Here is a 22,125-nt window from a genome sequence, read left to right on the forward strand (position 1 = left end):
AATTAAAGGTTATATGAAAAGAATTTTACTTTCTTCGGTTGCTGTATATTTATTATTCGGTCTTTTTGCTGTTCATGCGCAGCAGACCATAACAGTTCCCGGGGATTTTGCATCGCTTAGAGAAGCTTTTGCAGCGATAAATGCAGGTACTTACACTGGTGATATCGAAATTCAGCTTACCGCCTCTGTAAACGACAATAATAGTGCGCTTTTGACCGCTGATGGCGGTTATTCCAGTGTGACCATATATCCAACAGTCTCAGGGGTGGTGCTTTCAGGAAGGGTGGGGGCACCCATAATCGATCTGGATGGAGCGGATAATGTGACCATAGATGGTCGGGTGAACCAATTGGGCGATACCGCCGATTTAACCATTAGACAAACCTACAGTTACGCGAATTCCTTTACGATACGATTCATCAACGAGGCTACCTATAACACTGTAAAGTACAGCAATGTGGAAACGGCATACACATCGGGTCCCGCAGTACAATTCGGTAACAGTACCTCAAGTACGGTGGGCAATAGTTTCAATACAATTGAATATTGTATGTTCGCCCCGACTCTTAATAGTAGAAACAATAGGGCGATCAACTCCTATAATTCAGACGATACCGGCGCTGACAATTATGCCAATACCATTGCCAACAATCAATTTAAGGATTATATGAGGGGTTCTGGCCCTACTGTGGTCGCTTTATCCGCTGGAAGCTCAAGTTTTGTTATAGAAAGCAATCATTTTTATCAAACTACCGTTGGTTCTACAAGTCGCAATCCGAACGATGTGATTCTGATTTTTGATTCGACAGGTCATATCATAAAGGGAAATTATATAGGCGGTTCGGGTCCCCTTGCCGAAGGTACTTGGGAATTTACGCAATCCGGTAACAGTTTTTGGGCAATCCGGGTGCAGGGCTTGGATGCCTCGTCGGACCATACACCCAACTACGTTATTGGAAATACCATTAAAAATATACATACAAACGTTGGTCTCACTGCCATCTCACTTGGGGAAGGAAATGTAAGTGTTGGTCTGGATCCAGAAAACAATGTTTTGGGAAATGTTATTGGCGACAGTACCGCAGAAGGCTCCTTGGAAAGTGGTACTTTAACCCATGGTATTGCCAGTCTTTACAATACGGATACCCTTAACATAGTGGGGAATACCATTGCCGGCCTGAAAACGGACAGGACAGATCAAACCCAAAACGGACCTGTTGCTGGGATTTTTAGTGTAGCTTCGAAAGACGGTCGAATCGAATATAACACCATAGGAAGTGCCACGGTGTCAAAATCGCTGTTTGCAGCATCACAATCCACAAGCCGTGTACAATTGTTGGCGGGAATTTACAATACGGGTAAACTCTCCAGTATTTCCAATAATACGGTACAGGGATTGTACAACAACAGTATCTTGGGTGATGGCGGCAGTATAACCACTAATGGCATTTATTGTAGTGCCACTCTTTTAGATGTGTTGATTTCTGGCAATAACATACATGACATTACCAGTTCCATTGGTTTCACCGACAGTGAAAGTAATACATTTTCCGGTCTGGTTGGAATTTCCGTGGGAGGTAATGGTAGTAAATTTAATGTTCAGGGCAACACAGTGTCCGGATTGAGCTATATGAATCAATTGGCACACGGCAGGGTCACTGGAATTTATGTTAGTGGAGATGCGAATCTTTCCGGCAATTATATCCATTCGTTGAGCGCATTTTCTTCTGCAAACAATAATTATGTTTTCGGGATGTATTTTAATGCCGGAGCACTGGGTTCCATGGTGGACAACAATGTAATAAAGCTAAATCCGACAGGGGATGTCAATGTATACGGATTGTATCATATCAATAGTAAAACCAATTTTTACCATAATACGGTAAGCATTGATGGCATAGGCGGCGTATTCAATAGTGCGGCTTTCTTTTCGGTACCGACCAACCGGAACGTAAACTGGGAAACCGACGTCAGGAACAACATTTTTGTAAATACCCGTTCCAACCCCGATACCATAGAAAATGGAAGGGGGGGAACACATTTTGCAGTTGAAATTGGAGTGTTCTCCAATGATTTGAACATCGATCATAACAACTATTATGTTTCTGGGACCGGAGCCGTATTGGGTGCATTTGAAAACAGTGCAAATTATGTTTCCAATTATTTGGATAATGGAAAATTAACTGAGGTGACTACGCTGGGGGCATGGAAGGATGCCGTGAATACCATAACGGACACCAAACCCAACGATTGTTTTAGTGTTAATGTAGATCCTGGGTTCACCGATGCGGTGAGTACCGATGTATTGGACATGTTACCGACGGAAAACAGCTTGGCCGGTGATGCCTCCGTTGGGATAACCTCTGATTTTTCTGGGACAACACGGAGCGAAACAGTTCCTGCTATGGGTGCCTTGGAGTATACGGTATCTGCAACGGGAGGTATTGGGTTGGATAGTTTTTCACCTACTGCAGGTCCCGAAGGCGGGTCCGTTACCCTTACGGGTTCTGGATTTACCGGGGCTACCAAGGTAACCTTCACTGATGGTTTGGATGCGGTATATGAGGTGGTCAGTGATACGGAAATTACCGTTACTGTTCCGGTGGGGGCTGCAAAAGGTGCTATTGCCGTCACTGTGCCTTGCGGTGTACTTTCCTCCAGTACCGATTTTACGGTTACTGCAGCTCCAGTGATCAGTTATGATACACCACAGGACTATCCGGTCAACGTGGCCATTGATTCCTTGAAAGCGTCCCTGATCGGTACGGCGGACAGTTGGGCGATAGCCCCGGCTTTGCCCGCTGGACTTTCATTCAATTCAAGTACGGGGGACATCACGGGTACTCCAACAACGGAAACAACGGCTACGATCTACACAGTGACCGCTACCAATACCGATGGAGATGGCACTTTTGATATCAGTATTTCCACGGGATTTGCCCCAGCTAATTTGTCCTATACCATTGCGGATAGTACCTTGACCGTTGGGACCAATATGGATGCTTGGAACCCGTCACTCGACGCGGCGACCCAACCATTGGAATATACCGTTTCCCCCGATCTTCCAGATGGTCTGTCCAAAGATCCGGAAACTGGGGTGATTTCAGGGAACCCTACCGGGGTAACTGATTTGACAAGCTACCAGGTAACGGTGACCAATGCTTATGGTAGCAGTACGTTCGATTTTCAGTTGGCAACGGGTATAGCACCGAGCGGCTTATCCTATGCAGGGGTAGCGGCAGGATTTGGTGGAAATGTCATTTCCAAAACACCAACCCTTACGGTGGCAGGTACAGGAACTGCAACCTATAGTATTGCACCGGACCTTCCTACCGAGATTACGTTGAACACCACTACAGGGGCCCTTACCGGAAGTTTACCTACGGTATTTGGCCTTAAGGAGTTTACGGTTACGGTCGCCAATGATTACGGTAGCACGCAGGCCACTGCATCCTATGCCGTATATGGTGTTGGAGCACCCGTTTATTCTCAGGAGAGTTATAACATAGGTACCTCAGCCTTTTCGGCCACGCCTACGATAGATGCTTACCCAGCACCTGTGTTCACGGTTTCCCCATCGCTTCCAGCGGGATTGACGATCGATCCGGACACTGGGGAGATTTCCGGGACTTTAACAGAAGATTTGACAGGTAGCGTTACCTATACGGTGACGGCCACCATAGATATAGAGGGCCCGGTTACCTCGACTTCGGAGATAACGCTGGTCTACAATTCAGCACCGACCGATTTGCAGTTGCGTCCTGTTGAATTTGTGGATTCCGTTGCATTGAATACGGAGTTGGGCACATTTTCCACGACAGACCCCGATACTGGAAACACCTTTACTTATACCTTGGTAGCAGGTGAGGGAGATGAAGACAATGCTGCCTTCCAAATTGTCGGAGACCAATTGGTCAACTTGGTAAGCTTTGACTTCTTGGTAAAGGACTCCTATAGCGTTAGGGTAAGAACAACGGATAATGGAGGTTTATTCTACGAAGAGGTGCTTACCCTGTCCATTCTGCCCAAAGATACTGATGGGGATGCCGTGCCCGATTATGTCGAGCAAACTGAGGGTACCGATGCTGAAGATGCATTGAATTATAAAGATACGGACGGGGATAAGGTTCCAGACTACATCGAAACCATAGATGGTACCGACCCAGAAGACGAATCTGATTTCAAGGATAGTGACGGTGGCGGTGTTCCGGACTATGCGGAGACCATTTGGTTCCCCAATTTCGGGCTTCCAGCGACGGACCCCAACCAGTCCGCTGATGACGATCAGGATACCGATGGTGACGGGGTTGCCGATTATGAAGATGTGTTCCCAAAGGATGCTGATGAGTCTGTGGATGCCGATGGCGATGGGATAGGGGACAACGCAGATCCGGACGATGACAATGATGGGGTGGACGATGTGGATGATGCTTTCCCTTTCGATCCCAACGAAACCCTGGATACGGATGATGATGGTATAGGAAACAATGCCGATACGGACGACGATGGTGACGGTACCTTGGATACCGAGGATGCCTTCCCACTTGATCCCAATGAAGATGTGGATTTTGATGGCGATGGGATAGGGGACAATGCTGATCCCGATGACGACAATGATGGTGTGGACGATACCTCGGATGATTTTCCTTTTGATGAAACCGAAAGCAAGGATACCGATTTGGATGGTATTGGGGACAATACCGACCCCGATATTGACGGGGATGGTATTGAGAACAGGGCCGATGTGGATGTGAATGGAGATGGTTCCAACGATAACGGAATAGATACCGACGGGGATGGTATCAATGATGAGTACGATCCGGATTTGGATGGAGACGGGGTGGATAACGGTTTGGATAACTGTCCGAACCTTCCCAATGCCGACCAATTAGATCGCGATGGAGATGGGATAGGGGACGTTTGCGATACCCAGGAGGTAAATATCGCCCAGGCCATTACCCCCAATGGTGATGGAATCAACGATACATGGGTCATTTACAATATCGAAAACCACCCCAATAATGAAGTTCGGGTGTATAACAGATGGGGCAAGGAGGTCTTTGCAGCCCGTAATTATAAGAACGATTGGGACGGGACCTATCGAGATATGAGTTCCGCTCTTCCCGATTCATCTTCCTATCTCTACCAAATCGATTTGGACGGGGATGGTACCGTGGATGAACAGGGGTGGTTAATCATAAAACAATAAAAGAATCATGAAATATTTCTCGTTGAAAACTTTTTTTATAACTATAAGTTTGTTGGTCACGGCAAATGTGCTGATGGCACAGCAAGAGACTAGCTTGACCTTGTATCGGTACCATATGAACGTGATTAACCCTGCGGTGGTCGGAGTCGATGGGGAGTCGTGGGTCAACGCTACCTTGAGAAGGCAATGGACGGATATTCCGGATGCCCCGGAAACTGCTGCAGTGTCCCTGGGGTTGCCTATGGGCAATAAGTTGGGGATGGGGTTGTCCGTGATTCAGGATAAAGTGTTTGTGGATAAGCAAACAGGAGTCTTTGTTGACTTTTCGTATCGGGTACAGCTCAGTGAGGCATCCAATATCTACTTTGGATTAAAGGCCGGTGGGACCAACTTTTCTATCAATGCCAGTGGACTCGAAACCTATAATGTCATGATGGACCCCTCGCTTTCGGATATCAGTCAGTTCAATCCCAACATCGGCGTTGGCGCCTACTTTACGGCGAAGCAGTTTTATTTTTCACTGTCCTCGCCTCGTTTGTTGACTACCGATAGTGCCGGGGATCAAGACGGGACCGCTACCGTGATGGCCTCACGGGCGCATGTGTACGCCAGTTCTGGTTATGATTTTCAACTTTCGGACAATGTAGTGTTGTCGCCCTCCTTTTTAATGCGCTACGTTAAGGGTGTTCCAGTTTCTGTAGATCTTTTTTCTACCCTTACCTTTTTCGATTCCTTCTCCGTAGGGGCCTCCTATCGAACGGACCAGGCCATTGCCGGGATAGTTTCCTTAAAACTCGCCCAGCGATTTACCTTGGGGTATGCTTACGAAAGTGCCACACGGGATAATCTTAGGGCGGCCGCGGGAAACACCCACGAGATTGTACTGAGGTACCTTTTTGGCAAAAAATCAAACACAGTCCAAAACCAATCCAGCCCAGTTGTTGTTCCTGAAAGATAGACGGCCATTTACACCTTTGAAGTAGGTGGTGTTATCTTCATGCTGGATAGTTTATTGCAAGAGTAAGGGGTTGTTCTTTGGAAACGGAATACAATCTGTTCCAAAGCCTTTTTGAAACCTTTTAAAGCCAATGATAAATGACCGGAAATTTATCAAAAGTAATTTTTGAAACAGCCTAGATCATTACACTTGGGCGACCCTAAGAACTTTGTAAGCTTTCACAACATTGTGGGCCTATTTTAAGGCACTTGGATAAAGATAGCATGCCGACGGAGGTGATTGATGACTTTCCTATCTTGGTAGATGGGAATACAACTGATGGAGCCTGCATGCCTCGTTTGGAAGTAATAAAGCTGGGCATATGGTTGGTTAAAGAGGATATTTACCTTTCGTTGACCTTTAGCTATTGAGGTGAAGGTCCAAATGGTAGTGGAGAATTTACCTACACTCGTTCCACTTTTAGTTGAAGATTTACACTGGAAGAGTTTGAATATTGGTTTGGATTCAAAACTGAGGGTTATTTAAGGGAACTGAAAGGGCTGTTGGAATAATTTTCAACTTTTTTTAGAAAAAAGCTTTCCTTTTCCAAATCTCACTATATTTATTAAAGTAGAACACAAGGAACAGATATTTATGGGTCGTACCTTATGACCGGCAAAGCCAACCACGAGAACAAGCGGATATGAAGTTGGCGAATGTGTTATCAATGTCCATACATAAAAAATCCTTCTCCGAACGCCGTTGGATAGGAAGGGTCGGCAATTAGTCGTCAAAAACTCGTGGGACTGTTAATTCAGTTGAGCAACCAGGGCATTCTTTTGGAATGTCGCAGACTTAAACCCTAGTCTGCCCCAGCCCAGCGGAGTTGATGGGTTAGTCATTTGTCCTGATAAGAATTCTTATCAGGTTCATTTTAGAATTATGGAAAAGGAATTTGGGATTGTACTTTTCTGGAACTTGGTCGGCATGAATCCCATGGTTGTTTTTTCATTGTTTGCCATCAAGGAAGCATAATATATAATCAGGCATTTGTGATGATTTGGCCTAAAAAAACATTCCGTTAAAGTTGCAACTTTGGTCAATTAGGGGAGCAACTTATAATGACAAAACCGTTATACTATTATAGTGTAACGGTTTTTTGTTTACGTCGATTGAACTAAGGAATTATACATTTAATTGTTTTCCTTTAATTCAAACTATATATCATGGGAGTCATAAATAATATTTAATTTTGCAACATAACGAAAGAGTTTAATTACAAAATTACTTTTACGCTATTAGAAATACCTTTGAACAATTTCTTCTATGTTATTGAAAGTTATTTTAAAAGATATCTATCAGAATTATCTATGAAATTAAGATCAAACTGCCCTTTAAATATTTTTTTAGATCTCGTTGGAGATAAATGGTCTTTATTGATTATCCGAGACATTTTTATGGGAGCAAATACCTATTCTCAGTTTCTGAAATCTCCCGAGAAAATAGCATCAAATTTACTTGTTGATCGACTTAAAAAGCTTCAATCATATGGTATTCTGAATGTTATTGCAGACAAACAAGATTCCAAAATAAAACACTACTATCTTACTGAGAAGGGCATTGACCTGTACCCTATTTTGGCTGAAATGATGAATTGGACCCAAAAGTATATAAAGGTTGACTTTCATTCTTTATCTGAGGAAATGCTAAGTGAGATAAAGCAATTGGAAGCCCCCAAACATTCCGAAAATTATAGAAAAAAATATCGGGTTAAATTGGAAAAATTACTGACCGAAAATCAATAAATAAGCTATTCTAATTCTGCGCAGATTCAATTTGACTTTCTAATTTCCACTACTTATTAAATAGAATTTTAATAAATCAATCATGGCAAGTAGGTATGTTTTTAATAATTATATTGCATATTTAAATAATAAATGTTAATTTTACATACAACTTCTAACCAATCACTTTCTTATGAATAATTTACCCTTTTCAAGTATTGGCCCGTACTTCGATTCGTTTACCTCTACTACCGTATTATCTCGAATGATTGAAGGCATAGGTTTTAGATTTTATTGGGCAACCGAAGGCCTTCGACAAATTGATTTGGATTATAAGCCTTGTGAAGATGGGAGGTCCAGCTATGAAAACATTGAACATATATCCATGTTAACCGATGCTATCTCAGATGCATTCGAAGGAAGAATTTATGATTTCTCAAACCAGAAATCTGGATTTGAAGATTATCGCAAGAATACTTTAAACAATTTGGATGCAATTTTTAAGGCCCTTAAGGAAAACTCTGATCTCTCAAAAGTGAGTGTGCGATTAAATATGAATGGTGAGGAAGTTGTCACCCCCTTTTGGAATCTTATCAATGGACCATTCTCGGATATAATTTATCACACAGGACAGGTAGTTGCCTTTCGTAGAATTAGTGGTAATCCTATAAATCCAGGTGTAAATGTCTTTGTAGGACAAGTTATGTCGTAGGCTGTCTAATTGATATTTAAATAATTACTAACTAAAAAATTAAAACTATGAGTATTAAAAGAGGAAACATTGGTTTTCATGTATCATTTGTAGTGCCAAACGATGCTACAGAAAGAATGGATCAGTTTATAGCAACACATGAACAGTTTATGCGGGAGACTCATCACCTGTCTGGTGATCAAGAACCCGTTATTTTATCTTATTCTGTATTTAAATCCCCAGAATTCAACAATCCTTTCGATCCCAATAGTGGTGAAACAGGAAACACTCTTTATGGTTTAACTGAAATATACAGTGGGCCCGAAGGTGTACAAGCACATATGACTTTAGGTCAGCAACGCGAAGCAATGTTTGCCGAGCTAGTGGATTTAACAAACACTTACTGTGTTGCCGGTCTTTTAGGGGCGCCAGTTATTGCGGCAATGGAATAATTAAATAGCAATGAACTTAGTAATAAAAGGAAAATGTACATCAAGTTATGCTGCAGTGCATAAAGACTTTATGAAACTCTCAGAAACAAGAGCTCAATGTTGTGATGAATCGAAAACTACAATCAGTAAAATAGATGAAAATAATTTCATTGTTCTCATGTTTGATGTGGACATGAGTAAGTTGAAAGAATTATTATCTACTCCTGAAAGAGATGAAGTAATAAAACTTAATGGAATCTCAAATGAGATGTTTCAATTTTCACCTTTAAGTTAGCCTCTAAATAATTCATATCAAACCTTATAAAACCATATAATTATGAAAGTAACGGTACTTTATCCTCAGCCGCTTAATCAAGAAAAATTTGAATCAGATTATAATGCTCATCTGAAATTACTCCATGAAAAAACAGGGATACCAACTGATGTAAAGCCGTACAGCATTACTAGATTTTTATCTGGTCCTGAAGGCAAACCACCGTTCCATCTCATGTTCATCATGCCATTTGAATCGCAAGAACAACTTGAAAAAACAATGTCTTCCCCTGGTATGCAGGAAGTAGCCGCAGATGCAACTAGAATTTCAACCGGAGGTGCACCCACAATTTTGATAGGAGAAACTATTTAAATCACTGCAGGTTAGGTTTAATATTATACTCTTCAATGGCAGTAAATTTTAGTATCTCTCTTTATGAACAACCAACTTCAACTAGCCAAAAGAATAAATAAATATGGAAAAAAATGTTTTTAAAGTAAGAGCACATGATGCTATCGTGGTAATCTTGTATTTAATCAGTGCTGGCTTAACGCTATACACATCCAACTTGAACTTTGTGTGGATCGCGGTAGCAGTTGGCGGACTTCAACTTATAAGTCCAATGACAAAATTCTGCCCGGTTTATTTCATACTTAATAAACTAATGCCAAATACTGAACCTATTCAGAACGGCAAGTAAAACTTAGGTCACCAATAGAAGAAGTTGTGCTGCATCTTTGAACAATAGGGGTCGCAAAACAAAAAGCCGCAGATTCATTTCTTGCGGCTTTTTGTTTTGCGACCCCTCGAAGGGCGAGAAGAGCCCAATGAGGCGCCCGAGCGTTAAAGAATAGTCCGGTGGACTATTTTAGCGAAGGGGCGAGCTGGCACGCTGGCAAAATGATAAAATCGTTATACTGTTTTAGTGTAGCGGTTTTTTTGTTCTTAATTAAATGTCGTGTCAATGACGTGTTACATTTCAATTGAAGAAATGGAAAAATTCTAATTTTGTATCATGGAATTAGGAGATAAAATAAAGTCTGCGCGAGTGCAGAAAGGAATGACCCAAAGAGAACTGGCAGAGATGGCAGGGCTAACTGAACGTACTATTCAGAGAATTGAAAATCAGGAAGTAGATCCCTCTGTCTACTCATTAAACAAAATATCTAAAATCTTAGAAGTCAATTTTATTTACGAAAAACCTCGATTAGCGAAACGAAGTAATCAAATCACTTATATCTTGTATATGGTTTTGTTATTGTTAATCCTTTGTTTGCCCTTCCGGGGTAATGAACAAGGTGTTTATTGGTTATGGGCAGATTTTACCTTGATTCCGATTACATTAATTTCGATTTCGTTAGCGAGTATTGGATTCTACATTTACAAAAATAGAAGACAGCAGATTAAGAATTCTTGAAGGTGAATTTCATGCAGAATCATAGCAAATCATTTCCTTCAATTCGAATACCTACAAACTTAACCTATGTATTAAAGCTGCATCTTTGAATAACAGGGACGGCCGAGCGTTAAGAAAATGTCCTGTGGGCATTTTCAGCGAAGGAGCGAGATGGCGCAAGCGTAAAATGATAAAATCGTTACACTGTTATAGTGTAGCGGTTTTTTATTTTTGTATATGACTGAAAAGCAACTTGATTTCATTATCTCATTTCACAAAAAACTTTACCGTCAAGGACCGGGGAGTGACGAGGAAACCCTAAAGGCAATCAATTTCACAGGCTTAAGTGAATCAACTGAACTTTCTATTTTAGACCTTGGATGTGGTACCGGTTCTCAGACCAATGTACTTGCGAATCATCTGAATGGAACCATTACTGCATTAGATTTATTCCAACCATTCTTGGATGAATTGGAGGATAGGATTAAAAGTCCAAATGTTCGCACGTTTCAAGGATCTATGGACGACTTGAACTTCGAAAAAGAAAGTTTTGACCTTATTTGGTCAGAGGGGGCGGTTTACAACATGGGGTTTGAAAATGGATTAAACTATTTACACCCTTTCCTCAAAAAGAACGGAGTCATAGCGTTAAGCGAAATCACTTGGTTAACAAACGAGCGTCCGGCTGATATTGAAACATATTGGAATGCCGAATACCCTGAAATAGACTCTGCTCAAGGAAAGATTAAGACACTCCATGAGTCCGGATATCAACTCATTGATCATTTCATTTTATCTGAAGAAAGTTGGCTCAGCAATTACTATGGTGCTTTAGAGATGGAATTCGCAGTTCTTATGGAAGATCATTCTATAGAAGAAGAATTAAAAGTAGTTATTCAATCCTACCAAAATGAAATAGCGACATATAAAACGTTCAAGGAGTACTTTGGGTATGGTTTCTACATAGCAAAGAAAGTGAATTAAATAATTCTTGGCTGCATCTTTGAATAATAGGGGGAGCAACTTAAAATGATAAAACCGTTATACTGTTATAGTGTAGCGGTTTTTTATGGATTTATCCCCAATGTTTCTTGGATTAATCTTCGATAATTATTCTGAATTCCCGCAATTAAAGCTGACTTATTACTAATGTCACCGATTTGAGATATCGAAGGCATTTCAGGGTTTTGAACTCTTAAGTTCTTATCACTCCAAATAATCAACTCCATAATGATCGGTGCTAATTCAATTCCTTTCTCTGTGAGTAAATAGATGTTTTCCTTTTGGTTATGAGGTAGTTTCTGCTTTGTTATTAATTCATTTTCCTCTAACCACTTCAATCGAGCAGAGAGAATACCCGGAGCTATTCCCTCTTGAGATTCAGAAAATTCTTTAAAGGTTTTCTTACCACTTGTTAGCATATCCCTCAATATTAATAAGGACCATTTATCTCCTATGATATCCAAGGCAGTGGCAATAGGACATGTTGATCGAAATTTACTTCTCATAATATTACTACTATTTTGGTAGTTAAATAAAACTTGCCTAATTTTACTACTTAATCGATAGTAAAAATAAGAAACTCAAATGAAAGTAAGCCAACAAATGGTACTTATAACAGGCGGTAGTTCAGGAATTGGACTGGCACTCGCAAAAAAGTTTTTAGATCAAGACAATACGGTCATTATCACAGGAAGGGACGCAACTAAACTTGAGAAAATAAAATCGTCGTATCCTCAAATCCATATTTTTCAAAGTGATGTTACCGATGACGCAGACGTAAGAATACTTACAGATAACATTCAAGAAAAATTTGGAGGCATTGATGTTCTGATCAATAATGCTGGAATAATGAATTTGATAGATGCGGGGAATGAACTCAACGATCTAAGTAAACAAATGCAAGAAATTGAGATTAACTATAATTCTCCTATTAGAGTCTTGCACTACTTCCTTCCACAGCTTAAAAAAAGTAAAAATGCTGTATTGGTAAATGTTTCATCCGGATTAGCTTATGTTCCATTCGCTCAAGCCCCTGTTTATTCTGGCACAAAATCCGCTTTACACTTTTGGACTTTAAGTATTAGACCACAGCTCAGACAGCATAACATCAAGGTAGTTGAGTTATTACCCCCTGTTGTAGATACTCCTTTAGCACATGGGGCAGACATAGCAGATGACGACAACTTAAAACCAATGCCTCCCAAAAAATTAGCTGATATCTTTTGGAGAGACTTTGTAAACGGTAAGGAAGAAATCACCCCAGGCATTTCCAAGCAACTCAAATTTATGAGCAGAATTGCTCCTAAGTTCATATTTAGCCAATTAAATAAAAAACCAATACCAAGAAAGAAGTAAAATCAATAATAAATTACAAAATGGACAATTTTACAATCATTAATCTTCAGGCATTAACCGGCACAATTGCCATTATATTAGGATTTAGATATTGGATACAACCGCGAATCTCGAAGCTGTCGATCTATGAGGCACTTCTTCCATTCATTTTTCTTAATACATTCAGGTACCTCGGTTTAACATTTATGGCCAAGGAACAGTTTTATGACGGTTTTCCTCAGGATTTTCTAACCACTGTCGGGCTACTTGATTTTACTACCGCTCTTCTGGCGATCATCTCATTAGTCGCATTGAAGAACAAATGGCGTTTTGCCATTCCGCTGGTTTGGACATTCAATATTATAGGGTTTGGAGATTTAGTTACCGCTTTTCCACAGTTTTTTGGATTAAAGCTTTATAATCAAAACTTAGGCTTCATCTGGCTGATGTTCATCACCTATGGTTTAGTCACATTTTTGAGTCACATTTATATTTTTATCAGACTTTTCCGAAATCTGAAAAAGAAATCTTCAACCTAAGTCACCAAAAGATAAATTTGTGCTGTAACTTTGAATAATAGGGGGAGCAACTATTAAAAGTAAAACCGTTATACTTTTGTATATAGTGTAGAGGTTTTTGACGGGTAATCATTATCTTGCAGTAAACCAATTAAATAAATCAAAATGGAAAAAAATATTTCTAAAGTAAGAGCACATGATGCTATTGTAGGAGTCTTGTATTTAATCAGTGCTGGCTTAACCCTATACACTTCTAACATAAACTTTGTGTGGATCGCGGTAGCAGTTGGTGGACTTCAACTTATCAGTCCTATGACAAAATTTTGCCCAGTGTATTTCATCCTTAATAAATTAATGCCAAATACTGACCCTATTCAGAATGGTAAGTAAAACTTAAGTCACAAATAGAATTATTTGTGCTGCAACTTTGAATAACAAGGGGAGCATTGAAAATCAAAGCCTTACAGATTTGTAAGGCTTTTTTCATTCTTCATTGTAACACATTTGTAACACAAAACGCAAATAAGGGCTTTTTTTATTTCATCATTGCCCTGTGAATTGCTTCCCCCAATGTAGAAAGTAATTAATATTGAAAATCAACACTTTAAATTTTAAAGGCTCATATAGGGTACAATGCATCATTAAAAACCCCTGTTTTTGGTGTTAACAAGGTGTTTTAGTGAAGCTAACTTTTATAGTATACATTGTAAGCGTAGGTATATATTTAATTATCAATAATAAAGTCTGCGCCTAAAGATATTATATGGGCTTTTAGTCCAGTATTCCGATTGTAATAATTATAATCTAGTGTTAAGTTTTTTAAACCAAACTTCCATATGTGTGATTTGGTAAAAATGTCTGTGTATTTTAACCCTAAACCTACCTGTCTAGCACTAAATTTAGACAGGTCAAAATCTGATGTGTAGAATTCTTCAGTAGACAAATGCTGCTCAAAAGGAGCAAAGTAATCTGCTGCTGTTTGTGTGTATAAACGATAGTTAGGATAAAGCGTAAATTTTTGCGCCAATTTTAAAGCTAATTCTGCATTCAGGGTATGCCCTGTAATACCCCAATTATCGAAATAATATCTATAATAAGAACGCAGCACTAAATTTTCTGTAATATACTGATTTAGCCTTATACCTATCGGGATTTTTAATCTATTATTGGGTAGTCTCTCTATGTCGTCAGCTAATTGAAAAACGCCTTTATTTCGTTCTTCAGAGTAAAATGGAATGCTTGTAGCCGTTCCAATGTAAAAATTTGACTTATCTGCAAAATAAACGCGCTGCATAGGGTTGGCCAACCAACCTGTTTGATATACAATATCTGTAAAGAGAGAAACCTGGGTTGTTTTGCCCAATATCTGAAAGAGGCTTAAGGAAGCAGCATATGTGTTTCTTTTAGTATCATTTATTAAGATATTTCGCGTAGGTTTCCATGCATTTACAGACATCTTATTTATGATATTGCCGTTTTGATCTAAAATATCAGTGCCTTCAAAAAAATCCCTATTTAAATCACCACCATTTTCAATATAGGTTTTTATTTCTGTAGCATATTCAGGTCTCCAATTGTCTAGATAGACATTTGCTGTTATTCCTAACTCGGTGTTTTTTTGATTAAAAAGTTTTACCAGACCAGCTCCGACACCTAATGAAAAGTAATCGTATTCGTTGGCAACACTCATATTGCCACTATATATGGTATTTCTATCTTCTGAGGAACGGCTGTAACCCACGGTTAAATTTGTCCAAACATCTTGGCGAGAAGCTCCTGAGGATGCTGCCCAAGGTGTACCAGTATTAGCTCCTGTAGTATAATTGTCGTCATCGTCATCATCGTCATCACCTTCTCCGTTAGATGCTCCAGACCAAGGGTTTAAATTACTAGAAGATGCAGATGTGTAAGCCGATATAGTCCCGTCGATACTTAAAATCCCGTCTTGCTTTACAGGGATAGATACGAGGATATTTGTAGCATAATCATTAAGTTGCTCTGAACCAATACCACCTGTAACGGCAGCATTTTTTCCATCTTGGGTGTAAAAACTAGTTAAAATACTCAATTCTGTGTTTTCTAAAGCCCTTTTTTTAAACGCTGTACCATCTTCACTTTCCTGGGCAAAAGCACAAAAAGGCAGTAAAGTAATCAAACTTATAATTAGGTTTCTCATATATTTTTTAATTACAACCGCAACCACCTCCAGATTTTCCACCGTTACCACCTGAAGCTCCTTCTCGATAAACTTGAAAGGCTGTATGAAATTTTTTATTTTTTCTATCGGACAACTCCATATCAGGGTCGTTGATATTTACCATTTCATAAGGTTTTACAGCTACACAAGAGCTTAAACTTAACAGTGTCACAACTGTTATCATAAAGCGATTAATTCGTTTTTTCATTTATTTTAATATTTTGAGATTGATGTACACGACCTTCTGTATCAATGATAATACATTCTACATTTGGTATTTGATTGATACGGTCTAAGCCAATATCCTTGCCCATTACAAATATAGAAGTCGCTAAGGCATCGGCAAGTTCTGCACTAGGGGCAAATACTGTTACACTGATAATTCCTCTGGATGGGTATCCTGTTTTGGGGTTGATGATGTGAGCATACCGAATTCCATCAAACATCACAAATTTTTCATAGTCGCCACTAGTCACTACAGCACCTTGTTTTAGCGGAAGCAAAGCAAAGGCTTTGTTTTTATTCATTGGGTTGGTTATAGCAACAGTCCAATCTTCTCCATTGGGTTGTTTGCCCCAAGTGTTCATATCTCCTGAGGCATTAATGATTCCTGAACTTACACCTTTTGAAATAAGTAGCTGTTTTGTTGTATCTGCTGCATAGCCTTTTCCAATAGCACCAAATCCAATCTTCATACCTATTTTTTTAAGAAATACGGTATGATTTGCTTTATCTAGAAGGATGTTTTCATAGCCAACTTTTTCAACAGATGCCGCTATTTCCTCTTTCGAAGGCATTTTAGTCATACTGCTTTCAAACTTCCAAATTCTATCCATTGAAGCATAACTAATATCAAAAGCTCCATCGGTTAATTTTGAAATAGCTATTGCTCTTTCTATTAAATCGAACAATTCTTTGTCTACCTTGACAGGTTTAATTCCTGCATTACGATTAATTTCTGATGTTTGAGAGTTAGTGTCCCAAGATGAAATTAGTTTTTCTATTCTTGTTATTTCTTCAATAGCTATTTCAATGTATTTTCTACCTTCTGTTGAGTCATTGGCTACTACTGTAAGGTCAAATCTACTACCCATTAACTTGGTAGTTTTATGAAAAATTTCTTGTGCATTTGAGCATATAGATTGTAGAAAAAAAATAAACAAGAGAATTCTTATCATATTATTCAATAAAACTGTTTAAATGCTCAATATATTCTTGAGGTGTTAATTTTTTATAACCCGTGTTTCCTAGTATTTTTTTGTTTTCATCAATTATTAAAACCGCTGGAAAATAGCCATTTGGGTTATACTTTTCGGCAAGTTGTACATTTTTCTCCTCTTGTTCCTTTGATAATTTATTGGTTTTTTTTCTCGGAAAATCCGCTCTAACCATTACAAAATTTTCATTTGCATATTTTTGAAATGTATCGGTTTCCCAAATTTCTTTTTCTAATTTCATGCAAGGTGCACACCAATCCGAACCAGAAAAAACAAGTATAATGGTTCTATTAGAACCTTGGGCTGTTTTTAAAGCCGTGTTAAAATCTAATTTCCAATCTTGAGAGTAGGTTAAAGTTAATTGTCCGATGAAGAATAGAGCTAATAAGATAGATTTCTTTAGGGTCATAATATTTTAATTCATTAAGAATTTATTTTTACTGTTTTTAATCAGTTCGGTTCAAAGCGAAGCCAACAAAGGTATGCCCTTTCATTCAACGGGGATATGCTTCCTAGGAAATACAAAAGAGTTTCGGGGAAGATTCTTCCCCGAAACGGTCAAAATTAATGATAATTTTATGAATTTAGCGATGTCCTAAAAAGTGTCAAGTTACACTACATCCCTTCTTTAGAGCAATATAAATTATCTTAATCTTCTTCAATGTAAAGAAAATTTCCTTCGGCATCGAAATACACCTCCAACCCATTACTCATTGTTACTTCAAAATTTCCTTCATCTTCAGTTTCCGCATGAACAATGGTTAGATTTGGGTAGTTCTCTGCTAAATACGACAGTACCATCTCTGGTAATTGGGCAGGGTCTATAGTGTTTCCATCATCGTTTCCATCTTCTTCCCAATCATATTCTCCATCATCATCTTGGTCGTTTTCATCGACACCTACACCCTGGAAATCACCATTTATATTAAAAATCAAAATAGTATTGTCATTCAATTCCACTTCGTATTGATCATTATGTTCAAGTTCTGCTTCACGAATACCTACTCCAGGATAATTTACATCGATATAATCCAAAATTACTTGTAATAAGTCTTCCTTAGCAACTTCAACGTCATCGAAGTCACCATTTTCCTGACTGTCATCATCAATACCTAAAAAGCTTCCGTTGATATCAAAAATAAGTTCTGTGCCATCACTTAATTCTACCTCAAAATTACCATTATCTTCTTCTTCGGCCTCCCTTATCGTTAATTCAGGAAATGTGCTTGCCACAAAATCTAAAATTTCTACTGGCAAATCCCCAACTCTTACTTTTGCATCTGCCTTCATGGCTGTACCAACTGTCGAATCATTTAAAACATAATCATTATTTTTACTACAAGACACAAAAGTCATAGCACTTAAAGCTACTAGAGCTGCATTTTGAAAAATTTTCATTTTTAAATTGTTTAAAAGGTTAAATTCATTATTCATTTGTGGAAAATTAAATTTTTGTTTCATCGAGGGTTACTTGCAAATTTTATTTAACATTAATTATTGTACATACTCTTAAACAGTTAATACTTAAAAAACCCTACCGCAAACCACAAATATTTTTAAATGGCTTTCACTTGGGTGGTGAATTTCTTTGTCAGAATTCTTAAAGACTTCTCTTGAGATTTGGTTTATTCCAAGCTCTATGTAAATGGCTAGGGCTAAACTAAGGGGTAAAGCAAGAGGATAACAGGCTGGCGCACTGTTATTGATTCATTTTCCTTCGGGAAAGCTCATTTTCAGGTTTTTTTGAAAAATACTTATTAATAGCTTTTTTTACTAAAAAAGGTCTGTAGTCCAGTAAAATCAATGGATTTTTTACTAAAAAGCGGGTTTTTGAAGTATGTCCAAAATCAATTATCGTTCCAATATATAATATTAAATCCGAACTGTAAAGATGCATAGTGGCTATCAGCTATATTGGAATAACTTAAAAGATTATCTACCAAAACATAAAAATTGACCGGGCCCATTTGAAAATTGGCCCCTAATCCTATATTGGTAAAAGAATACTTATCAACAGTGTATGTTGCTTTCAAGGAAGCGACCCTACCAAATCTTCTTTGGTAAAAACCTGTTAATGCGGCTTGCACACCTCTTGGCCTTTTCATCATAAATAATTGCCCACCAAGACTATTTCGGTAATAATCACGATTGATTCCCCCGCTAGCATTTACGCCACATCCACAATTATCAAATACGGGGCTTCCTCCTTCCCCAAAATCGTATCTGATGGAACCATATACTTTTACCGGTCTCCATGATATGTAACTGGATTCATTTTCGCCATTTGGCAATGCTTCATCTATTTCATCCAACAAATCTTGCCATAAATCATTATCAAGATCATCTATATCTTCCGGAAGAAATACAGAAATTCCATCTGTTACGGTACTTCCGCTAAAGGTATAATTCCATACATCATTTGAGTTGTTTATAAAGCCAAGATCCAAAATACTTCCCGTTACGGTAGTCTGCGGATTCAACTCGTAACTAAATCCAAAATCAAGGCCGAACCCTAGATTCCCACCTAAAAAAGCGCGTTTAGTGAATAGACTGGCCACATCACTTTGTTCAGTACCGGTATCAGCCTCAAAAATATCATAAAAACCCCTGATACCGCCCGTTTGAAGCTGCATATCAGCATTAATGGCGCTTTCATGAATATTGTTTTGACCTTGCCTTGTAACAAATGACCCTGAATTTTTTATGGACTGGAATTGAAAAATACTGGAATATATTTTTGCCCTCGCACCTAAAGTGAGTGCGTTACCCATTTTTCTATTGATACCAAAATGAAACACATTGATCATTTCACCTCGGAGGTTTAAATCTTCAAGATCAAAGCTTCGGCCTATATTGTCTCCCCCGTTTCCTTCAAAGGCCAAAATAGCCAAATCCTTGGGCCAATAACTAATGATATCAGTTTCCAAATATGTTCCAAAGGAATAATAATCATCGGGTCTATTCTTTCCCCTAAAACCTACGGTAATCCCTTCTATTTGGCTTGTGGAGCTAAAATCGTCCTTGTTCCCCATTACATCCAACAAGCGTTCTTGGACTTTCGTGGTAAAATCGATACCATCATTGGCAAAAAGATCATTTATGGTTACTCCGCTTGTAGCTCCCTGAAAAAACACTCCCGACAATACGGGTATTCCTGCATGCCACTTTTGTGAGGTCTTCACCCCTGGGTTTACCATTAAAGATTGAGGGATTTCATAAAAATCGTATAGAAGCTCCTTATTTTGTGCAAGGACCGTTGTCCCGCAAAACAATGCCGAGAATATTAACTTAGATGCTATTCTCATTGTAATTCAAATAGTAATTCTGCTCCGGACCTAAAAATTACTTTTGGGTCTTCGTCCGAAGAAACACTGGTGTCATCACTTAAATTATTTGCCGAAACACGCCAGCTAGAAGTGTTGGTGAGTATATCCAAGCTCTTACCGCCCTGGCCATAAAATACCTCTCTGGTCAAAACCACAGAAGGCCCGGCATCGATTTCGAAAATTTCGGTATCAAGAATATTTCCAGCACCATCTATGAAACCAATGATTATTCTTAATTGTTTGCTTGTGGTGTTTTCTATTTCGTAGGTTATTGTCCCCTCCAAAAGATGTTCCGCCACATATGGTTCATTGAAAACATCAAAGTTTACTTCACGAAAATAAAAGGTAGTTAAAGCACCTGCGGAATTTATGGTAGCTTCGTCGGACTCCAGATAAAATATACCCGAGGCCAATGTAGGTGTTATGCTTAAATCGTCAATCTGACTAAAATCTTGCTCTTCGGTGCAAGAAGCAATTAAAAACAAAAAGCCTACTGCCAAAAGTGTGAAAGAATATAATTTTTTCATATCAATTTTCAACACTAAAACAACCAAGTATGGTAATACCCTACCTTAATTTTAAAGAAATCTAAAAATTTGGTTTTTTCAGGTTTCAGGAATTTACTCATACTCATTATTTTTGGTAGTGATGTAATTTTTTTTCGAAGATAGAGCTGACCTCCTCCCGTTAAACCGGACAGTTTAGAATTAGAGAATTCCGGGCGGATAAATGTTTAACTTTAAACAAGTATTTGCTTATGAAACGATCAAAGTATTCTGAGTCGCAGATCGTATTTGCGATCAAACAGGCGGAGACGGGGACCCGTATCCAGGAGGTATGCCGCAAGATGGGCATCAGCGAGGCCACGTTCTACAATTGGAAGAAGAAATATGGCGGGCTTGGTGTCTCCGAACTACGGAGGCTGAAGAACCTGGAGGAGGAGAACGCACAGTTGAAGAAACTGGTCGCCGACCTGAGCTTGGACAAACAGATCCTGCAGGACGTGCTGAAAAAAAAGTTCTGAGACCGTCCCGAAAGCGCGGGATGGTCGAAAATATAAGGATGGAGTACAATATTTCCGTCCAGCGTTGCTGCAAGCTCATATTGCTGCACAAGAGCGTTTTCTATTACAGGGCCAAGGGCCGTAGCGATGAACTGTTGCGCATGCGGATGAACGAGATTGCCGCCGTCAGGGTACGTTACGGGTTCTGGCGTATCCATATCCTTTTGAGACGGGAGGGTTTCATGGACAACCACAAACGCATGTACCGGGTCTATTGCGAGGAAGGTCTGAACCTGAGGAGCAAGCGGCCCAAACGGAACCGTTCCGCCGCACACAGACAACCCGCAGAGGGGAACGCCTCTAGTTTGAACGAATGTTGGAGCATGGATTTTGTCTCGGACCAGTTGTACAACGGGAGCCGTTTCAGGGCATTGACTGTAGTGGATAACTATAGCCGCAAGTGTTTGGCCATCCATGCGGGAAAGTCTCTTAAAGGAAGTGATGTCGTACAGGTAATGGAAGCCATTACTTTTGGGAACGAAGTGCTGCCAAAGCGTGTCAAAGTGGATAATGGAAGTGAGTTCATCAGTAAGGTATTGGACAAATGGGCCTATGGGAACAATGTCGAACTTGACTTCTCAAGGCCAGGAAAACCAACGGACAATCCTTTTATCGAAAGTTTTAATGGCTCATTTAGGTATGAGTGCCTGAACGCCAATTGGTTCTTCTCCTTGGAGGATGCCCAGGAAAAGTTCGATATTTGGAAAGAGGACTATAACAATTATAGACCGCACAGCTCGTTGGG

The 22,125-nt window shown here is 39.3% G+C and carries 22 protein-coding genes; 14 read left to right on the forward strand and 8 right to left on the reverse strand.

From position 1 onward, the window contains the following. Window positions 1-13: 13 nt before the first annotated feature. The 10 genes from EO130_RS05900 (at window position 14) to EO130_RS05945 (ending at window position 11,706) form a co-directional block, all read left to right on the forward strand. On the forward strand, window positions 14-5,209 hold the full coding sequence (locus EO130_RS05900; protein ID WP_127140588.1) for a putative Ig domain-containing protein: 5,196 nt from the start codon (window positions 14-16) through the stop codon (window positions 5,207-5,209). Between the two features lie 7 nt (window positions 5,210-5,216). Then, window positions 5,217-6,167, forward strand: a complete 951-nt coding sequence (locus EO130_RS05905; RefSeq protein ID WP_127140589.1) for a PorP/SprF family type IX secretion system membrane protein — start codon at window positions 5,217-5,219, stop codon at window positions 6,165-6,167. 1,349 nt (window positions 6,168-7,516) lie between these two features. Further along, window positions 7,517-7,951, forward strand: coding sequence for a winged helix-turn-helix transcriptional regulator (locus EO130_RS05910; protein WP_127140590.1), 435 nt, complete (start codon window positions 7,517-7,519; stop codon window positions 7,949-7,951). A 172-nt stretch (window positions 7,952-8,123) separates the two neighbouring features. After that, the gene (locus tag EO130_RS05915; protein ID WP_127140591.1) at window positions 8,124-8,642 is read left to right on the forward strand and encodes a hypothetical protein; all 519 of its coding nucleotides are present in this window, start codon (window positions 8,124-8,126) and stop codon (window positions 8,640-8,642) included. 47 nt (window positions 8,643-8,689) lie between these two features. Continuing rightward, the gene (locus tag EO130_RS05920) at window positions 8,690-9,073 is read left to right on the forward strand and encodes a hypothetical protein (protein ID WP_127140592.1); all 384 of its coding nucleotides are present in this window, start codon (window positions 8,690-8,692) and stop codon (window positions 9,071-9,073) included. A gap of 10 nt (window positions 9,074-9,083) precedes the next feature. Further along, a complete protein-coding gene (locus tag EO130_RS05925; RefSeq protein ID WP_127140593.1) occupies window positions 9,084-9,347 on the forward strand; it encodes a hypothetical protein in 264 nt (87 codons plus the stop codon). Between the two features lie 42 nt (window positions 9,348-9,389). Then, window positions 9,390-9,698, forward strand: a complete 309-nt coding sequence (locus EO130_RS05930) for an EthD family reductase (protein WP_127140594.1) — start codon at window positions 9,390-9,392, stop codon at window positions 9,696-9,698. Window positions 9,699-9,801: 103 nt separating this feature from the next. Further along, complete coding sequence (locus EO130_RS05935; RefSeq protein WP_241244304.1) at window positions 9,802-10,026, forward strand: YgaP family membrane protein; 225 nt, start codon at window positions 9,802-9,804, stop codon at window positions 10,024-10,026. A 315-nt stretch (window positions 10,027-10,341) separates the two neighbouring features. After that, window positions 10,342-10,743 (forward strand): helix-turn-helix domain-containing protein, encoded by a 402-nt coding sequence (locus tag EO130_RS05940; RefSeq protein ID WP_127140595.1) that lies wholly within the window; start codon window positions 10,342-10,344, stop codon window positions 10,741-10,743. 216 nt (window positions 10,744-10,959) lie between these two features. Continuing rightward, window positions 10,960-11,706 carry a class I SAM-dependent methyltransferase gene (locus EO130_RS05945; RefSeq protein ID WP_127140596.1) on the forward strand — a complete coding sequence of 249 codons (747 nt, stop codon included), beginning with the start codon at window positions 10,960-10,962 and terminating at the stop codon, window positions 11,704-11,706. An 83-nt stretch (window positions 11,707-11,789) separates the two neighbouring features. On the opposite strand, the gene EO130_RS05950 is transcribed toward EO130_RS05945, so the two are convergent. Further along, the gene (locus EO130_RS05950) at window positions 11,790-12,230 is read right to left on the reverse strand and encodes a winged helix-turn-helix transcriptional regulator (protein ID WP_127140597.1); all 441 of its coding nucleotides are present in this window, start codon (window positions 12,228-12,230) and stop codon (window positions 11,790-11,792) included. A gap of 79 nt (window positions 12,231-12,309) precedes the next feature. On the opposite strand from EO130_RS05950, the gene EO130_RS05955 reads away from it, so the two are divergent. The 3 genes from EO130_RS05955 (at window position 12,310) to EO130_RS05965 (ending at window position 13,967) form a co-directional block, all read left to right on the forward strand. After that, window positions 12,310-13,080 carry an SDR family oxidoreductase gene (locus tag EO130_RS05955; RefSeq protein WP_127140598.1) on the forward strand — a complete coding sequence of 257 codons (771 nt, stop codon included), beginning with the start codon at window positions 12,310-12,312 and terminating at the stop codon, window positions 13,078-13,080. Between the two features lie 185 nt (window positions 13,081-13,265). Next, the gene (locus EO130_RS05960; RefSeq protein WP_241244305.1) at window positions 13,266-13,598 is read left to right on the forward strand and encodes a hypothetical protein; all 333 of its coding nucleotides are present in this window, start codon (window positions 13,266-13,268) and stop codon (window positions 13,596-13,598) included. Window positions 13,599-13,742: 144 nt separating this feature from the next. Then, window positions 13,743-13,967: a YgaP family membrane protein gene (locus tag EO130_RS05965; protein WP_127140600.1), complete on the forward strand. Its 225-nt coding sequence runs from the start codon at window positions 13,743-13,745 to the stop codon at window positions 13,965-13,967. A 334-nt stretch (window positions 13,968-14,301) separates the two neighbouring features. On the opposite strand, the gene EO130_RS05970 is transcribed toward EO130_RS05965, so the two are convergent. The 7 genes from EO130_RS05970 to EO130_RS06000 form a co-directional block, all read right to left on the reverse strand. Continuing rightward, the gene (locus EO130_RS05970) at window positions 14,302-15,753 is read right to left on the reverse strand and encodes a DUF3570 domain-containing protein (RefSeq protein WP_127140601.1); all 1,452 of its coding nucleotides are present in this window, start codon (window positions 15,751-15,753) and stop codon (window positions 14,302-14,304) included. A gap of 7 nt (window positions 15,754-15,760) precedes the next feature. Beyond that, the gene (locus tag EO130_RS05975) at window positions 15,761-15,982 is read right to left on the reverse strand and encodes a DUF4266 domain-containing protein (RefSeq protein ID WP_241244306.1); all 222 of its coding nucleotides are present in this window, start codon (window positions 15,980-15,982) and stop codon (window positions 15,761-15,763) included. Next, entirely contained in the window at window positions 15,966-16,952 is a 987-nt protein-coding gene (locus tag EO130_RS05980) for an FAD:protein FMN transferase (protein WP_127140631.1), read from the reverse strand. The genes EO130_RS05975 and EO130_RS05980 overlap by 17 nt, the downstream gene beginning before the upstream one ends. Before the next feature lies 1 nt (window position 16,953). Next, complete coding sequence (locus EO130_RS05985; protein WP_127140602.1) at window positions 16,954-17,400, reverse strand: thioredoxin family protein; 447 nt, start codon at window positions 17,398-17,400, stop codon at window positions 16,954-16,956. 239 nt (window positions 17,401-17,639) lie between these two features. Further along, on the reverse strand, window positions 17,640-18,452 hold the full coding sequence (locus EO130_RS05990; RefSeq protein ID WP_127140603.1) for a PepSY-like domain-containing protein: 813 nt from the start codon (window positions 18,450-18,452) through the stop codon (window positions 17,640-17,642). A 386-nt stretch (window positions 18,453-18,838) separates the two neighbouring features. Further along, window positions 18,839-20,296, reverse strand: coding sequence for a DUF5723 family protein (locus tag EO130_RS05995; RefSeq protein ID WP_127140604.1), 1,458 nt, complete (start codon window positions 20,294-20,296; stop codon window positions 18,839-18,841). Continuing rightward, window positions 20,293-20,844, reverse strand: a complete 552-nt coding sequence (locus EO130_RS06000) for a hypothetical protein (protein ID WP_127140605.1) — start codon at window positions 20,842-20,844, stop codon at window positions 20,293-20,295. Before EO130_RS06000 ends, EO130_RS05995 begins: the two co-directional genes overlap by 4 nt. A 230-nt stretch (window positions 20,845-21,074) precedes the next feature. Between EO130_RS06000 and EO130_RS06005 the strand changes: the two genes are divergently transcribed. Next, window positions 21,075-22,125, forward strand: a protein-coding gene (locus EO130_RS06005) for an IS3 family transposase (RefSeq protein ID WP_127140148.1) whose coding sequence is annotated in 2 segments (ribosomal slippage) — window positions 21,075-21,327 and window positions 21,327-22,125 — 1,052 coding nt annotated over the 2 segments. Because the reading frame shifts where the segments join, the coding sequence is not laid out codon by codon here. This gene is flagged as partial in the annotation.

This window comes from Flagellimonas marinaquae, from assembly GCF_003992675.1.
In the GTDB taxonomy this organism is placed as follows: domain Bacteria; phylum Bacteroidota; class Bacteroidia; order Flavobacteriales; family Flavobacteriaceae; genus Flagellimonas; species Flagellimonas marinaquae.

Bases quoted from the DNA above. Each gene is read 5' to 3' on its own strand.
- EO130_RS05900 (WP_127140588.1), top strand. From the start codon at position 14: ATGAAAAGAATTTTACTTTCTTCGGTTGCTGTATATTTATTATTCGGT.
- EO130_RS05905 (WP_127140589.1), top strand. From the start codon at position 5,217: ATGAAATATTTCTCGTTGAAAACTTTTTTTATAACTATAAGTTTGTTG.
- EO130_RS05910 (WP_127140590.1), top strand. From the start codon at position 7,517: ATGAAATTAAGATCAAACTGCCCTTTAAATATTTTTTTAGATCTCGTT.
- EO130_RS05915 (WP_127140591.1), top strand. From the start codon at position 8,124: ATGAATAATTTACCCTTTTCAAGTATTGGCCCGTACTTCGATTCGTTT.
- EO130_RS05920 (WP_127140592.1), top strand. From the start codon at position 8,690: ATGAGTATTAAAAGAGGAAACATTGGTTTTCATGTATCATTTGTAGTG.
- EO130_RS05925 (WP_127140593.1), top strand. From the start codon at position 9,084: ATGAACTTAGTAATAAAAGGAAAATGTACATCAAGTTATGCTGCAGTG.
- EO130_RS05930 (WP_127140594.1), top strand. From the start codon at position 9,390: ATGAAAGTAACGGTACTTTATCCTCAGCCGCTTAATCAAGAAAAATTT.
- EO130_RS05935 (WP_241244304.1), top strand. From the start codon at position 9,802: ATGGAAAAAAATGTTTTTAAAGTAAGAGCACATGATGCTATCGTGGTA.
- EO130_RS05940 (WP_127140595.1), top strand. From the start codon at position 10,342: ATGGAATTAGGAGATAAAATAAAGTCTGCGCGAGTGCAGAAAGGAATG.
- EO130_RS05945 (WP_127140596.1), top strand. From the start codon at position 10,960: ATGACTGAAAAGCAACTTGATTTCATTATCTCATTTCACAAAAAACTT.
- EO130_RS05950 (WP_127140597.1), bottom strand. From the start codon at position 12,230: ATGAGAAGTAAATTTCGATCAACATGTCCTATTGCCACTGCCTTGGAT.
- EO130_RS05955 (WP_127140598.1), top strand. From the start codon at position 12,310: ATGAAAGTAAGCCAACAAATGGTACTTATAACAGGCGGTAGTTCAGGA.
- EO130_RS05960 (WP_241244305.1), top strand. From the start codon at position 13,266: ATGGCCAAGGAACAGTTTTATGACGGTTTTCCTCAGGATTTTCTAACC.
- EO130_RS05965 (WP_127140600.1), top strand. From the start codon at position 13,743: ATGGAAAAAAATATTTCTAAAGTAAGAGCACATGATGCTATTGTAGGA.
- EO130_RS05970 (WP_127140601.1), bottom strand. From the start codon at position 15,753: ATGAGAAACCTAATTATAAGTTTGATTACTTTACTGCCTTTTTGTGCT.
- EO130_RS05975 (WP_241244306.1), bottom strand. From the start codon at position 15,982: ATGAAAAAACGAATTAATCGCTTTATGATAACAGTTGTGACACTGTTA.
- EO130_RS05980 (WP_127140631.1), bottom strand. From the start codon at position 16,952: ATGATAAGAATTCTCTTGTTTATTTTTTTTCTACAATCTATATGCTCA.
- EO130_RS05985 (WP_127140602.1), bottom strand. From the start codon at position 17,400: ATGACCCTAAAGAAATCTATCTTATTAGCTCTATTCTTCATCGGACAA.
- EO130_RS05990 (WP_127140603.1), bottom strand. From the start codon at position 18,452: ATGAAACAAAAATTTAATTTTCCACAAATGAATAATGAATTTAACCTT.
- EO130_RS05995 (WP_127140604.1), bottom strand. From the start codon at position 20,296: ATGAGAATAGCATCTAAGTTAATATTCTCGGCATTGTTTTGCGGGACA.
- EO130_RS06000 (WP_127140605.1), bottom strand. From the start codon at position 20,844: ATGAAAAAATTATATTCTTTCACACTTTTGGCAGTAGGCTTTTTGTTT.